Origin of the sequence: Gymnodinialimonas sp. 202GB13-11, from assembly GCF_040932485.1 — a bacterium.
Classification (GTDB): domain Bacteria; phylum Pseudomonadota; class Alphaproteobacteria; order Rhodobacterales; family Rhodobacteraceae; genus Gymnodinialimonas; species Gymnodinialimonas hymeniacidonis.
Genome location: NZ_JBFRBH010000001.1, coordinates 1,640,526 through 1,654,984, shown reverse-complemented (window position 1 = coordinate 1,654,984; position 14,459 = coordinate 1,640,526). Strand labels below are relative to the sequence as shown.

Genomic DNA, 14,459 nt, shown 5'->3' with positions numbered 1-14,459 from the left:
GGCTTGGGGGCTCTGCGCGCAAAACCCCCGGCATATTTTCGGAACAAAGATCGGAGCCGCGCGTGACAGCCCTGTGCAGCGCTTGTAGCGTGACCGGGCCTTTGCCCGGAGATGTTCCATGACCGATCCCTTCTTCCAACCACCTTCTGGCACTGATTTGCCGCGTTATGCAGGCGTGCCAAGCTTCATGCGCTTGCCCTATTTGACACCCGATGATCCCAGACGAGCGGAGGTTGATATTGGGTTTTTCGGGATGCCGTGGGACGGGGCCACGTCGAACCGGCCGGGGGCACGGCACGGGCCGAGGGCGTTGCGCGATGCGTCAACGATGATCCGGGAGATGAACCGTCATACGGGGCAGGAGCCGTTTAAGGCCGCACGGGTCGCCGACTTGGGTGACATTGCCATGAGCCCCGTGGATCAGGATGAGGCCTTGAGGGACGCGCAGGCCTTTATCGCAGACGTGCTGGGGCAAGGGATCCGGCCCTTCATGGTGGGGGGCGATCACCTGTGTACGCTGACGGTCTTGCGCGAACTGCGTAAGGCACGCGGCGAGGCGTTTGGGCTGGTTCTGCTCGACAGCCACACCGATTTGTACCCGGCCTATTTCGGGGGCGAGACACTGACCCATGGCAATCCGTTCCGGCAGGGGATCGAGGAAGGCTGCCTTGATCCCGAGCGTGTCGTGATGATCGGAATGCGCGGAACCTCTTATAATAACTCGGATTTCCAGTACGGCTGGGACAAGGCCGTGCGGATCATTCCGATTGAGGAATGTATGGATCGGGGCTGGCCGTCGACCATGCAAGTGGCGCGCGAGGTTGTGGGCGATGGGCCGACCTATTTGAGCTTTGATATCGACTTCATCGACCCGGCCTTTGCGCCCGGGACCGGCACGCCGGAAGTGGGTGGGCCAACGAGTTTCGAGGCGATCCAATGCGTGCGCGCCTTACGAGGCCTCGATGTGATCGGGGCCGATCTTGTGGAGGTCTCTCCACCCTTTGACACGGGCGGGATCACCGCTTGGCTGGGCGCGTCGGTGATGTTCGAATTGCTCTGTGCGATGCAGGCGTGACCTATCCCGCCAATCGTTTGCCGGACCACCTTCGAGAGAGCGACCGCGCGGCTGGCTTCGAGATCACCGATGATTTCGAACGCTTCAGCCAGATGAACGACATCTTCACGCGCGCCTTTTGGGACGACCGGGTGAAGTCGGCGGCTAGCGACGCGTTCTTCGCCTCCTACCGGATGGAGGCTGCGCCACGCCGGGGTGATGGCTTCACACAAAAGGATTTCGCCTTACGGAACGCGGCCTGGCTGATCAGTGACCTGATCTCTGAGCGCAGTGCGGGTGAGGGGCTGCGCGAGGGGTTTCAGGGACCGATCCGGAACGATACGCCCATGGCCCCCGAAAAGGCCGATCTGGGAAAGCCCGAGGATGAGGCGACGGAGATCAAGGCGGTCGCCAAGCTGTTCGGCGCAAACCTTGTCGGCATCACCCATCGTGATGACCGCTGGCATTACAGCGACCGGCCCGACGTGCGGACGATGGAGCCTGTGCCGAATGATCTGCCTGACGGTCTAAGCCATGTTATCGTCATGGGTCATGCGATGGATGCCGATTTGGTGGAGACCTATCCGAGCGCTTTGGCCGGGGCCGCGACGGGTCGGGAATACTCCCACGAGGCGGCAATTGTGATGCAGGTGGCGGCCTATATCCGCAACCTCGGCTACAATGCGGTGGCGAGCATGAATGACACCGCGCTCGTGATCCCCTATGCGATCAAAGCGGGGCTTGGGGAATATGGCCGCAACCAGATGGTGCTGACCCCGGAATTCGGGCCGCGCGTGCGGTTCTCCAAGATCTTCACCGACCTGCCCTTGGCAGTGGATGGGCCGCGCGATCTGGGGATGAAGGCCTATTGCGAGGAGTGCGATGTCTGCGCGGTGGCCTGCCCGGTGAAGGCGCTGCCATTTGGTGAGCCGGATTTTGGCGAGGAGGTCGCAGCAGGCTCGCCCTCCACCCTTCGGGGGGTGAAGAAATGGTCCTCCAATGCAGAGGCCTGTTTCGGTTACTGGGCTACGCTGAAATCCGATTGCGCGATCTGCATGCGCGTCTGCCCGTTCACCGCCCCGCGTGAGGACAGTTTCTGGAAACGGTGGTTCCGGTTGGCGACAGGAGAGTTCGGCGCGCGCGGCCGCGCTGTGGCGCGGAAATGGGCGGCGCGGCGGGCCAGGCCGCGCGTCAGGCCGAGGGAGTGGTGGGCGCAATTGCGCGGCTGAAACGCGCGGTCCCACTTCGCCGGTTGCGCGCCTTTCAGAAGTGATAGACTTTCCCCTCAGCTTTCGGATAAAGAGGCGCTGTTAGCGCTAACGTACCGGCGAAGGCGTCGGCCCAAAAGAATATCGAGAGGACAGAGCATGGTCTCGCGCGTCATTCCGGTGGAACCGTTTGATCTGGTGATTTTTGGCGGCACGGGGGACCTCGCGCGGCGCAAGATCTTGCCCGCCTTGTACCGCCGTTTCCGGGATGGGCAGATGCCCGACGGGGCGCGCATCATCGGGGCCGCACGCTCGGATCTGGATGCCGAAGGCTACCGCAAGGAAATCCGCGCGGCGTTCAAGGAATTCCTGCGCAAGGATGAACGCGACGAACAGATGGACGCGTTTCTTGAGCATGTCGATTACCTCGCCATTGACGCGATGGGTGACGGCGGTTGGAAAGCACTGAAGAAAAAGATGCGCGATGGAGTGACGCAAGCATTCTACTTCTCGGTCGGCCCGAGCCTGTTTGGCGCGCTGGCTGAGCGGCTGCACACCCATGACATTGCCCGCAAAGATGCGCGGATCGTGGTGGAAAAGCCGTTCGGGCGCGATCTGGCCTCCGCCCGTGAGTTGAACGGGACGCTGGCGGAGCATTTCGACGAGACGCAGATTTACCGGATCGACCACTATCTGGGCAAGGAGACGGTCCAGAACCTCATGGCGATCCGCTTTGGCAACGTTCTGTTCGAGCCTTTGTGGAAGGCGCAATACGTGGATCACGTGCAAATCACCGTCGCTGAAGAGGTCGGCGTTGGCGGACGCGGGGCCTATTACGACAAGTCCGGCGCGATGCGGGACATGGTGCAGAACCACCTAATGCAATTGCTCTGCCTCACGGCGATGGAGCCGCCCAACCGGTTCGAGCCCGACGCCGTGCGTGACGAGAAGCTCAAGGTGATCCGTGCGCTGCAACCGGTGCCTGCGTCCAACATCGTGCGCGGGCAATATGGCGACAACGACGGGCCGTCTTACGTCGAAGATGCGGAGGCCCCGGACAGCCGGACGGAAAGCTATATCGCCATGAAGCTGGAGATTGCGAACTGGCGCTGGAATGGCACGCCGTTCTACCTGCGTACTGGCAAGCGGATGAAGGCGCGCAAATCCGAGATCGTGGTGACGTTCAAGGACACGCCACATTCGATTTTCGATGAGGATGCGGGCCAGAAGGCCAACGTGCTGTCGATCCGCCTGCAACCCGATGAGGGGATCGACCTGAGCGTCACAATCAAGGAACCGGGGCCGGGCGGTATGCGTTTGGTCGACGTGCCGCTCGACATGACGTTCGCCGATGCGTTGGGGCCGGATGCCGAACATGTGCCCGATGCCTATGAACGCCTGATTATGGATGTGATCCGGGGCAACCAGACGCTGTTCATGCGTGGGGACGAGGTTGAGGCCGCCTGGGCCTGGACCGATCCGCTGATTGAGGGCTGGAAAGAACGCGGCGATAAGCCATCGACATACGAGGCAGGCTCGGCCGGGCCGGAGGAGGCGTTGATGCTGATGCACCGCGATGGGCGCCGGTGGAGGGATCTGACATGAACATCGTCGAATATCCCGACCGCGACATGATGATGCTGGATCTGGCGGACAAGCTGACGGGCGAGTTGGCCGATTGCCTGCGGCGGCATGATAGCGCGACCTTCTGCGTGCCAGGCGGATCGACGCCGGGGCCGATTTTCGACGTCCTTAGCGAGCAGGCGTTGGATTGGGACAGGGTTGCCGTCGTGCTGAATGACGAGCGTTGGGTGGATGAAGATAGCCCACGGTCTAACACGGCCATGCTGCGCAAAAGGCTATTGGTTTCAAAGGCCTCTGACGCGACGTTGATTCCCCTGTTCAAGCCGGGTGTCGCAGCCGAAGACGCGATGGAGGAACTTGGTGCAGGCCTTGACGGGCATCTGCCGATCTCGGTTTTGCTGCTCGGGATGGGGGCCGATATGCACACGGCCTCGCTTTTCCCCGGTGCAGACAACCTAGAAGCCGCGTTGGCGGCAGATGCGCCGCGCCTGATGCCCATGCGGGCCGACGGCGCGGGGGAGCCGCGGATCACGTTGACCGCGCCCATCCTGAACGGAGCGATGAGCAAGCATATCCTGATCACAGGTGCGGAAAAGCGCGAGGCGCTGGAACGGGCACGTCACCTTAGCCCGCAGGAGGCGCCGGTTTCGGCCGTCTTGCAAGGCGCAACGGTACATTGGGCGGAGTGAAGGCCATGGGCGATATCTGGGCAGACCTTAACGCGCACAACAAGACCAAGGCGCGGCGCACGATCCTTGACCTGTTCGACAAGCCGGGCCGGGCGGAGGCGTTCTCCGCAAAGGCGGATGGCTTGCTGTTCGACTACTCGAAAACGCAGCTCGATGCGGGCGCGATGTCTTTGCTGTTAGAATTGGCACGGTCCAGCGGTGTAGAATCCCGGCGCGCGGCCATGTTCTCAGGCGAGAAGATCAACGAGACCGAGGGCCGGGCCGTTTTGCACACGGCCCTGCGCGCGCCCGGCGGGACGGTTGAAGTCGACGGCGAAAACGTCATGCCGGGGGTCTTGGAGACGCGCCAACGGTGCCTTGCGTTCGCCGAAGCGGTGCGCAGCGGCGCCTTTGCGGGCGCGGGCGGGCGGTTCACGGATGTGATCAACATCGGCATCGGCGGCTCGGACCTTGGGCCTGCCATGGCAACACTGGCGCTGGCCCCGTACCACGATGGGCCACGTCTGCATTACGTCTCCAACGTCGATGGCGCGGACATCAACGATACGCTGCAAGGGCTTGATCCGAAAACAACTTTGGTGGTCGTGGCGTCCAAGACGTTCACAACGATTGAGACGATGACCAACGCACAGACCGCGCGGGATTGGATGGCGAATGAGGTCAGCGACCCCGCCACTCAATTCGCAGCCCTCAGCTCGGCCACGGACAAAGCGGGTGAATTTGGCATTCCAGCCGAACGTGTCTTCGGGTTCGAAGATTGGGTCGGCGGGCGCTATTCGCTTTGGGGGCCAATCGGTTTGGGCATCATGATCGCCATAGGGCAGGAGGCCTTTGAAGCCTTCCTTGCGGGCGGTCACGCCATGGACACCCATTTCCAAGAGGCCGATCTGGCCGACAACCTGCCGGTTCTGCTGGCGCTGGTCGAAGTATGGCACAATCAGGTGCAGGACCATGCGACACGCGCCGTGCTGCCCTACGACAATCGCCTCAGCCGCTTGCCCGCCTACCTTCAGCAGCTTGAGATGGAGAGTAACGGCAAATCCGTTGCCATGGACGGCAGTGCCCTGACGCGCAATTCCGGCCCCGTCGTCTGGGGCGAGCCGGGCACCAATGGCCAGCACGCCTTTTACCAGTTGATCCACCAAGGCACGCGGGTGATCCCATGCGAATTCCTAGTCGCCGCCCGTGGGCATGAACCTGACCTCGCGCACCATCACACGCTGCTCGTGGCCAATTGCCTTGCCCAATCAGAGGCGTTGATGCGGGGGCGGTCGATGGACGAAGCGCGCGAGATCATGCGCGCAAAAGGCCTCGACGGCGCGGAACTGGAACGCCAAGCGGCGCATCGCGTGTTCTCCGGCAACAGGCCTTCCACCACCTTGCTCTACGACCAACTCACGCCTTTTGTCCTCGGCCAGATAATCGCGCTTTACGAGCATCGCGTCTTTGTCGAAGGCGTGATCCTCGGCATCAATTCCTACGACCAATGGGGCGTGGAACTTGGCAAGGAACTGGCGGTCGCGCTGGAGCCTGTCCTGACCGGCGCATCCGATGGGGCTGGCAAGGATGGGTCCACCCTTGCCCTTGTGGCGGCTGTCCGAGCGGCGGGTGAACCCTAGCGCGCGGACCGCGCGGGAACTGCGTTACTGTGGATTTTCCTCACAGAAATCGCACGTTTGCGGCTCTTCGGGCTGTTCTGGCTCTTCCGGGGCCGGGGCGGGCTGCTCCTCAACCTCTTCATCTTCATTGAGAAGCCCACAGACATAGTCGCTGTAGTTGCCGAAAACGGTGCCTTCGGGGAAGAGGCCGGAATTGCGCGCCCATTCCAGCGCCCGGCGTTCGTTGAACGCGATGGAGCGGGTCAGACCACCGCTTCCGACGACAACAAGGAAACGCTCACCGCCTGAGACAAAGTGCAGGGCGGGCGTGTTGGTGCCATCCGCCGCCGCGCAGCGCGACACGCCGACAAAATCGGCGGCGGCCGGAAAGGCGAGGGTGGAGGCCAAGGCAGCGGACAGGGCAAGGATGCGGGTCTTGGTGTTTGAGGGGGACATTGGGGCAGACCTATTCTGAAATGTATTTAACGGGTTAACAGACTTCTTGTTTTCGTATCGGCAACAGAGTGTTGCTGCTAGCGAGGCTCAAATTGCCTCTCCCACCGGCAATGCGTTTTGGCGGGACGTCTGGGGTCTTAAATGCGGGTCTAACCTATCAGATCACGCGGATGTGACCAGTTGCGGAAAACCTGACCCAATTTCTTAACCCTCTGACACTGCGCCATCCTCGGCAATGAACGCACAGCGCCCCGCTTCAGGGATTGCGTAACGCCCCGGGCCGTCGCGGTTCAGAAGCACGACCACAGCGCCCCCGCGTGCGGTTTCCTGAGCCGTCTCGCCCGGCAGCCACACCGCGAATTCCATTGTGAAAGACGTATTGCGGAACCGGCTGACCCGTCCGGTCACAACGTAATCCAGCCCCAGACCCATCTCGGCCAGATAGGTGCATTCGACCTGTTTCAGCACCAGTCGCGGCGCGGACGGGCCGTAATCCGTCACCCCGCGCGCTTTGAGAAAAGGCAAACGAAAGCTTTCGAACCAACGCAGATATGCCGTGTGGTTCACGTGGCCCAAAGCGTCGAGCTCCCCAAACCGGACGCGGTCGGCGAGGCCGAAGGTCCAGGGCTTTGGAATGCCAAGCGCGCGCAGGGTGTCGGCCCCGAGGGGCGTGTGATAGGTGAGGTTTTCCATGGGGATAGTCTGGCGAGGACGCCGGAAAGGGGCAAGATGGCGCGCATCGCTTTTGATCTGGACGGCACGCTTTTGGACAGCGCGCCGGATATCTGTCTGGCGGGCAATGCCGCGCTGGAAGGCACGGGGGCTGACCCGATGGAGACGGCGGAGGCGCGTGGCTATGTCGGATCAGGGGCGGCCGTGTTCGTGGAGCGGATGATGAACGCGCGCGGTCTGCCCGCAGCACAGCATGGCGCTTTGTTGGAGCGGTTCATCGCGGCGTATGAGGGGGCGGTTCACTTGACGCAGCCTTATCCCGGTGCGCTGGCGGCATTGGAGCGGCTGAAGGCGCAGGGGCACCGTCTGGCGATCTGTACCAACAAACCGATGGGGCCGACGCGGGTCGTTCTGGCGCATTTCGGGCTGGAGCGGTTCTTTGATGCGGTCTACGGCGGGGATAGCCTCCCTGTGCGCAAGCCTGATCCAGCCCCGTTGCACGCGGCGTTGCGAGACCTGGGGCAGGGGCCTGCGCTGTTTGTGGGCGATAGTGAGGTGGATGCGGAGACGGGCGATCGCGCCGGCGTGCCTACGCTGATCTTCACGCCCGGCTACCGCACGACGCCACTGTCGGAGCTACCCCACACGGGCGCGTTCGATCACTGGGACGATCTGCCGGATCTGGTGGAAGAGGTGCTTGGAGCGGGTAACGGGAATCGAACCCGTAACTGAAGCTTGGGAAGCTTTCGTGATACCTTTTCACCATACCCGCCGCTGCGGCATGGGGATACGCTTGGGCGGACGGGTCGTCAAGCAGGGAGTGGGTGGGGTTGCACGATTGCAACCAGGAGTTAAAGCATTGAAAACGTGTGTAGAAACCGGTTTTGTTTACGCAAACTTAACGGATAGACGCACCTCAAGCCGCCACTTGCTGCCGCCATCCACCGCCGCGAAAAGCGCATCCCGGCCCGGAATGGAGCGCGGCTGCCCATATCTGTTTTTCGGCGCAGCGAAGGTCTGCTTCGAGCTCAGACCTACCGATTGATGCACAGCGGCGAATGACAGCTATGTCATGTTGGCTTTTCCCCAAGCTTCCATCTGTTCGATGATCGGCAGAACGGTGCGTCCGACGTCAGTCAAGGCATAGTCAACGCGCGGCGGCACCTCGGCGTAGACCTTGCGAGAGATCAAACCATCGGCTTCGAGCTCACGGAGTTGTTTGGTCAGCATCTGCTTTGTGATGCCTGGCACCGACCGCTGCATCGCACCGAACCGATCAACGCCGTTGGCTATGCAAAACAGGATGACAGGCTTCCACTTTCCGCCAATGACGGACAGGCAATAGGTTACGGGACAGCCTTTGACATCGGGATTGGGCGCCAATGGTTCCGTTTTCATGACTATATCAGTTTATTTTGACTAGTTGCGATATGAGATATTATGCGCAGTTTGTGTCTCCATCGTCAACAGATGGAGATCACCATGAAAATCCCAGCCCTTTCCCTCGTCATGATCGGAGCACTTGCGAACACAGCCGTCGCGCAGGACACCTCACTTGAGGGTCTCCAGAACCGTATCGTCGGGACCTGGACTTCAATCACCTGCGAAATGCGCCCGCAGCAGAATGCGGAAAACCCCGAACTCGCGCCGACGCCATCCTATCTTACCCGCGATTTCACCTACGATGCTGAGGGTGGGTTTGAGGCCAATATCACCGTCTATGCCGACAGCGCCTGCGCCATTCCGGCAGTGTCCTACGACTTCGCCGGAGAAATCGTCTGGCACGACGCAAACCCCGCAGCCGAGGGCGCCTGGTCGCAGGATTACCTTCTCAATCGCCAGCTAGAGCTGACCGTTCTTGCGCCCCCCATGGCGGACCAGTTGAACCAACTTCCCGACGGGGCCTGCGGAGACGGTGAATTTGTCGTGGGTGAACCGCGCGACATACTGGGCCAACCCTGCGCACTTCTTCGCTTTGTCGAAGGCAGCGCCTTTGTGACCGATCATGACTTCCTCTATGTACGGGAAGACACGCCAAACATGCTGTTTATGGGCGGCAAACATGTCGACGGCACAGGTTTCTACTACCCCGAGAACCGACCGACGGTGGGGCTACAGCAACCGATGATCCGCGTTGAAGGGTGACCTAAGAACCGAAAGCCGACCTTCAAGCAAGGTCGGCTTTGACCCGCTAAGCTGACCTCCGTGTACGACCCCCAATGATCCCATTGGTCAGCCGTGGAACTGTCTAATTCCGCCGCCGCCGTCGCCGCCCGCCCTCGCCACCCGGAGCCGCGCCGCTGGCTCCAAAGGCCACTGCTGGAAGGGCGACCACCAGCGTCAGTTCCGGGAACGGGTCGGTGGCGTGGGGGATGGCGTTGGCGTTGACGAAGTGTTCCTGAAACTTCGGCTCGATGGCCGTCTCGACCTTGTGGATCTGGTGTACCGTCTCTTCGATGCGCGTGCGGGCAGCTCGGTTGCACAAGGCAATGCGTGCCCCGTGGCCCGCCGCGTTGCCAGCAGACTGGACTTTGTCGAGGGGAACATCGGGGATCATGCCAAGGACCATGGCGTGTTTGGGTGAGATATGCGCACCAAACGCCCCGGCCAGCACCACGCGATCCACCTTGTCGACGCCGCGCTGGTCCATCAGCAGGCGCGCGCCTGCGTAAAGGGCGGATTTTGCCAACTGGATCGCGCGGATATCGCCTTGGGTCACGGCAATCCGCGGCCCGCCTTGGGCGGTCGCGTCGTGGATCAGGTATTGGTGCGTGCGGCCCGTGGGCTCACACCGTGGCGTGCCGGTGGCCTCAGCCGAGCCGATCAGGCCGGAGGCGTCCAACAGACCTGCCATGCGCATTTCGGCCACAGCCTCGATAATGCCAGAGCCGCAGATGCCGGTGATCTGGGCGTCCTCGGGGAAGGCCGGGTCGTCGGACCAGGCGTCCGCGCCAATAATGCGGAAGCGCGGCTCCTTGGTGGTGGGATCAATCTCGATCCGCTCGATGGCACCCGGCGCGGCGCGCTGGCCAGAGGAGATTTGTGCGCCCTCGAATGCGGGGCCTGTGGGGGAGGAGCAGGCAAGAACGCCATTGGTGTCCCCCAGCAGGATTTCAGCGTTGGTTCCCACATCAACAATAAGCGCCAAGTCACTGGACGTATTGGGTTCTTCTGCCAAGGCAACGGCGGCGGCGTCTGCGCCCACATGGCCCGCGATGCACGGCAGCAGGTAGGTCTGCGCGGTGGGTGCGATGCCAGTCAGGCCAATCTCCGCGGCGTCCATCGTCAGGCTGCCGGAGGTGGCGAGCGCGAATGGGGCCTGACCCAGCTCGACGGGATCAATGCCAAGCAGCAGGTGGTGCATGACCGGGTTGCAAACGATCACCGTCTCGAAAATCAGGGCGGGGTCGATGCCAGCTTCAGCCGCGATTTCAACGGCGAGCGTGTTCAGCGCCTCCTGCACCGCATCGGTCATCTCGGCATCGCCGCCGGGGTTCATCATGACATAGCTGACCCGGCTCATCAGGTCTTCGCCGAAACGGATCTGCGGGTTCATCAGGCCCGATGACGCCAGCACCGAGCCGTCCGTCAGATCACACAGATGCGCGGCAATGGTGGTGGAGCCCAAGTCGACGGCCAGCCCGAAAAGCCCACCTTCATGCAGCCCCGGCCAGACCCCCACAATCTGCGCCGTGTCGCTGTTTGCGGGCTGATGCACGGCGACCGAGATCTGCCAGTTGCCCTTGCGCAAGGCCGGTTGCAGCGCCTTCAGGACGGGCAGGCGGGCCGTCACGGGGCCAATATCCCACTGCGCCTTCAACGCGTCCGCAACCCGTTCCAGATCACCGGAGGGTTCGTGCATGTCTGGCTCAACCACCTCAACCATGACAAGCCGCGTGGCCGGGTCCATCGTAATCGGCTTGGCCGACGCCGCCTTGCGCACAACCTGCTTATGAACCTGGCTTTCGGGCGGCACATCCACAACGATGTCGCCCATCACCTTTGCCTGACAGCCAAGGCGGCGGCCTTCCTTGAGGCCCCGCACGCGGTCATAGCGCGCCTCAACCTCATTCCACTCGCTCAGCGCGCCGTCCGACACCGTCACGCCATGCTTCGGGAAGTCGCCATAGCTCGGCGCGATTTGGCATTTTGAGCAGATGCCGCGCCCGCCGCAAACGCTATCGAGGTCCACACCAAGCTGCCGTGCAGCCGTCAGGATCGGGGTGCCGATGGGGAAATTCCCGCGCTTGCCCGAAGGGGTGAAAATGACGAGAGGATCAGTCATTGCGCCTTCCAGATTACCCCGCGCGGCGGCGGCGTCCACCTTCACGGCCCCGGCGAGGGGCAGAGTCGGGGTCCTTGTTGAACGCAATCCACGCGCCACCCCCATCGTCGTGGTTCAGCAGGAAGTTGGCCGCCCGAATGGCCTCCATCTCCTTGCCCGCGCGCGGCTTGGTGGAGCCCATCCCGAACAGCTTCACAAACGCCTCGTCATCCATGCCCTCGGGCAGGATCACACCGGCAGCCTCCACCAGCGCCTTCTTCTCGGCGATCTTCTTCGGGCCGACGGGCAGGGCGACCGGGTTCATGATCGCGGAGGTCATGCCCGCGCCGAACGCCATCGGCAGAAATGCATTGTTGATGCCATGCCGGTTCGGCAGCCCGAAAGAGATGTTGGACGCGCCGCAGGTGGTGTTCACGCCCAGTTCTTCGCGCAAACGGCGCACGAGGGTGAAGACCTGATGGCCTGCGGTCGCCATGGCACCAATGGGCATGACGAGCGGATCGACAACGATGTCATGGGCGGGGATGCCGAAATCGGCGGCCCGTTCGACGATCTTCTTGGCGACAGCGAACCGGACCTCAGGGTCTTCCGAGATGCCGGTGTCGTCGTTTGAGATGGCCACGACGGGGACGTTGTATTTCGCGACAAGGGGCAGCACCATTTCAAGGCGCTCTTCCTCTCCGGTCACGGAATTCAGGAGCGGGCGGCCCTCGGCGGCGGCGAGGCCGTTTTCCAACGCGCCGGGCACGGACGAGTCGATGCACAGCGGGCAATCGGTGACGGCCTGCACCACCTCCACCAACTGCCTCATCAGCGTGGGTTCCACGAAGTTGTTGTCCGCATAGCGCGGGTCTTCGGCCATCTTGTTCGAAAACACCGCGCCCGAGTTGATATCCAGCACCGTCGCCCCGGCCGCGACCTGCGCAATCGCGTCGGCCTCCACGCGGGAGAAATCGCCGCGCTCCAACTCTTCGTTGAGGATCTTGCGCCCCGTGGGGTTGATCCGCTCACCGATCACGCAAAACGGCTCATCAAAGCCGATCACGGTGGTCTTGGTCTTCGATTCAATGACGGTGCGGGTCATGGGGCGCTCTCCTGCGGGCACGATCTGGGCGGCCATTCATGGGCCATTTCGCGCGACCCTAAGCGGCTTGCGCGGGGCGGGACGGCACAATGGCGACATAGCCGCGCGCGGAGGCGACGTCACCGGAGATTTGGCTCATGAAGATGATGAGGAGCTTGGTTCACCAAGCGCGTCGAAGGCGTCGAGGATTTTGGTGCGGAGGGTGGTGGCTTTGGTGTGGTAGTGCGACATGTGCAAGGGGTCGAAGATGCGCAAGGCGTTGTCGACATGGGCGAGGGCGGCGTCGAGGTGCGGCTGCGGGGCGGTGGTCGTGTCATCAATCGCGCGGGAGAGTTCTGCGGTAGCAATGTTTTGCTGCGCCATAGCCCAATACAGGGGGGTATCTGGCTCTTTTAGAACACGCAGGGTGGCACGGTAGGCCTCAACGGCTTCATCCAGAAGAATAGCACCCTGTGGGCCATCGGTGCGGCAACCCTGGATTTGCAGCACGCTACCGAGATTCTGCATCGCCTTGGCCCACTTGAGGGGATGATCGACCTCAGTGTAGACGCGAAGCGCGACGCGGTATGCTTTAACAGCCTCAGACAGAATGGCAGTGCCCTTTGGGCCGTCGACTCTGCTGCCTTGGTGTCGAAGTGCGATGCCAAGGTTCTGCATTATGTTGGCCCAGTCCATGGGGTGGTCGGCTTCGGTTAAGACGCGAAGGGCGGCGCGGTAAGTAACGATGGCTTCGGCCAGAAGCGCGTCGCCTTCGGCGCCATCGGTCAGGATGCATTGGTTAACCAGCGCAATGGCGAGGTTTTGCATTGTCTTCGCCCAATTCAAAGGGTGATCCAACTCGGTACAGATGCCCAGAGCGGCGCGGTAGGCCTCAACGGCCTCGGCCAAAAGCGCTGCACCCTTGCGGCCATTGGTTAGGCTACCTTGGTTTTGCAGCGTCAGCGCCAAGTCATTTTGCGCCATCGCGCAGAGGTAGCGTGTCGGGGCGATTTTGATACAGGCGCGCGCGAGCCTTTCGGCGGAGGTGATCGCGAAAGGCGTGCCGAGCCGCGGGCCATCTTCGTAGCGGTCTTTCATATCGTCTCGCAGTCGATGAAACGTCTCCTCCGCCCCCGGGCTATCCAACTGTACTTTCTGCAACTGCGCCTGCGCATAGCCTCCCGCGTCATTGGCCAGCGCCGCCTGCGTGATAAGGAGCTTGAGGATGCGCCCATTCTCTGCCTTCCGCTCCTCCAGCGCTTCGGCCCGCCGCGCGGCCTCAGCTTGCAGGGTGGCATAAGCTTCGTCAATGTCACCGTTTTCGTTGAGATCGTTGACCCGATCCACGATCTCTTGTGCAGCACTTTCGTAGTTAGTGATTTCTCTGCCCCGCGCCTGATCCTTCGCCGCCAGTTCCAGCGCGGCCTCCAGCCCCTTCAGCGCGCCTTCGATATCGGTCGGATTCCCGTCGGCATATTTGTAGGCGATGGCCACGGCCAGCGCCTCCGACAGTTTCAACTTGTCGCGCAACGCGTCTACCTCGTGCAGAAGGGCAGCGGCGGCGTCATCCGATTGGGTTGTATCATCCTCGCTTGGCAAGAAATGCCCGGTGAGCGGGTCGATGACAGAGGCAGGCAAATCGAGCGCGCGCGCAAAGCTGCGGATGGTGCCCTCGGACAGGTTGCGCTGGCCCTTCTCGACCTGAGAGCAGTAGCCCTTCCGGTCCGGGTTCCCGAGCGCCTTGTCCGCGAGCGTGGCCAAACTCCACTCCCGCGCCAAGCGCTCCGCTTTCACGGCTTTGCCGAAGGCGTCGAGGGCAGGGGAGATGGGGGTTTGGATCGTCATGGGCC

At 62.3% G+C, this 14,459-nt stretch carries 13 protein-coding genes and 1 tRNA gene; 7 read left to right on the top strand and 7 right to left on the bottom strand.

Features of this window, described 5'->3' with window-relative positions; translation table 11 throughout:
• The first annotated feature begins 118 nt into the window (after positions 1-118).
• The 5 genes from speB (at position 119) to pgi (ending at position 6,154) form a co-directional block, all read left to right on the top strand.
• Positions 119-1,075 carry an agmatinase gene (gene speB / locus V8J81_RS08210; protein ID WP_368475263.1) on the top strand — a complete coding sequence of 319 codons (957 nt, stop codon included), beginning with the start codon at positions 119-121 and terminating at the stop codon, positions 1,073-1,075.
• The gene (locus V8J81_RS08205; protein WP_368477615.1) at positions 1,072-2,283 is read left to right on the top strand and encodes a reductive dehalogenase domain-containing protein; all 1,212 of its coding nucleotides are present in this window, start codon (positions 1,072-1,074) and stop codon (positions 2,281-2,283) included. The genes speB and V8J81_RS08205 overlap by 4 nt, the downstream gene beginning before the upstream one ends.
• Before the next feature lie 138 nt (positions 2,284-2,421).
• The gene (gene zwf, locus V8J81_RS08200; protein ID WP_368475262.1) at positions 2,422-3,867 is read left to right on the top strand and encodes a glucose-6-phosphate dehydrogenase; all 1,446 of its coding nucleotides are present in this window, start codon (positions 2,422-2,424) and stop codon (positions 3,865-3,867) included.
• Positions 3,864-4,535 carry a 6-phosphogluconolactonase gene (gene pgl / locus V8J81_RS08195; protein ID WP_368475261.1) on the top strand — a complete coding sequence of 224 codons (672 nt, stop codon included), beginning with the start codon at positions 3,864-3,866 and terminating at the stop codon, positions 4,533-4,535. The genes zwf and pgl overlap by 4 nt, the downstream gene beginning before the upstream one ends.
• A 5-nt stretch (positions 4,536-4,540) precedes the next feature.
• Positions 4,541-6,154 carry a glucose-6-phosphate isomerase gene (pgi, locus tag V8J81_RS08190; protein ID WP_368475260.1) on the top strand — a complete coding sequence of 538 codons (1,614 nt, stop codon included), beginning with the start codon at positions 4,541-4,543 and terminating at the stop codon, positions 6,152-6,154.
• 24 nt (positions 6,155-6,178) lie between these two features.
• Here pgi and V8J81_RS08185 read toward each other — a convergent pair whose 3' ends face one another.
• Both V8J81_RS08185 and V8J81_RS08180 read right to left on the bottom strand, forming a co-directional pair.
• Positions 6,179-6,589 carry a hypothetical protein gene (locus tag V8J81_RS08185; protein ID WP_368475259.1) on the bottom strand — a complete coding sequence of 137 codons (411 nt, stop codon included), beginning with the start codon at positions 6,587-6,589 and terminating at the stop codon, positions 6,179-6,181.
• 204 nt (positions 6,590-6,793) lie between these two features.
• Positions 6,794-7,282, bottom strand: a complete 489-nt coding sequence (locus V8J81_RS08180; RefSeq protein ID WP_368475258.1) for an acyl-CoA thioesterase — start codon at positions 7,280-7,282, stop codon at positions 6,794-6,796.
• A gap of 36 nt (positions 7,283-7,318) precedes the next feature.
• Here V8J81_RS08180 and gph point away from each other — a divergent pair, with 36 nt between their 5' ends.
• Positions 7,319-7,993 (top strand): phosphoglycolate phosphatase, encoded by a 675-nt coding sequence (gene gph, locus V8J81_RS08175; protein WP_368475257.1) that lies wholly within the window; start codon positions 7,319-7,321, stop codon positions 7,991-7,993.
• Here gph and V8J81_RS08170 read toward each other — a convergent pair.
• Positions 7,960-8,033 (bottom strand) — tRNA-Gly (locus V8J81_RS08170). The genes gph and V8J81_RS08170 overlap by 34 nt on opposite strands.
• A gap of 293 nt (positions 8,034-8,326) precedes the next feature.
• Positions 8,327-8,659, bottom strand: coding sequence for a winged helix-turn-helix transcriptional regulator (locus V8J81_RS08165; protein ID WP_368475256.1), 333 nt, complete (start codon positions 8,657-8,659; stop codon positions 8,327-8,329).
• A gap of 84 nt (positions 8,660-8,743) precedes the next feature.
• Here V8J81_RS08165 and V8J81_RS08160 point away from each other — a divergent pair, with 84 nt between their 5' ends.
• Entirely contained in the window at positions 8,744-9,406 is a 663-nt protein-coding gene (locus V8J81_RS08160) for a hypothetical protein (RefSeq protein WP_368475255.1), read from the top strand.
• A gap of 103 nt (positions 9,407-9,509) precedes the next feature.
• On the opposite strand, the gene V8J81_RS08155 is transcribed toward V8J81_RS08160, so the two are convergent.
• The 3 genes from V8J81_RS08155 to V8J81_RS08145 form a co-directional block, all read right to left on the bottom strand.
• Complete coding sequence (locus V8J81_RS08155; RefSeq protein ID WP_368475254.1) at positions 9,510-11,546, bottom strand: ASKHA domain-containing protein; 2,037 nt, start codon at positions 11,544-11,546, stop codon at positions 9,510-9,512.
• A gap of 13 nt (positions 11,547-11,559) precedes the next feature.
• The gene (locus V8J81_RS08150; RefSeq protein WP_368475253.1) at positions 11,560-12,630 is read right to left on the bottom strand and encodes a methyltetrahydrofolate cobalamin methyltransferase; all 1,071 of its coding nucleotides are present in this window, start codon (positions 12,628-12,630) and stop codon (positions 11,560-11,562) included.
• A gap of 135 nt (positions 12,631-12,765) precedes the next feature.
• Entirely contained in the window at positions 12,766-14,454 is a 1,689-nt protein-coding gene (locus tag V8J81_RS08145) for a helix-turn-helix domain-containing protein (protein WP_368475252.1), read from the bottom strand.
• Positions 14,455-14,459 lie beyond the last annotated feature (5 nt).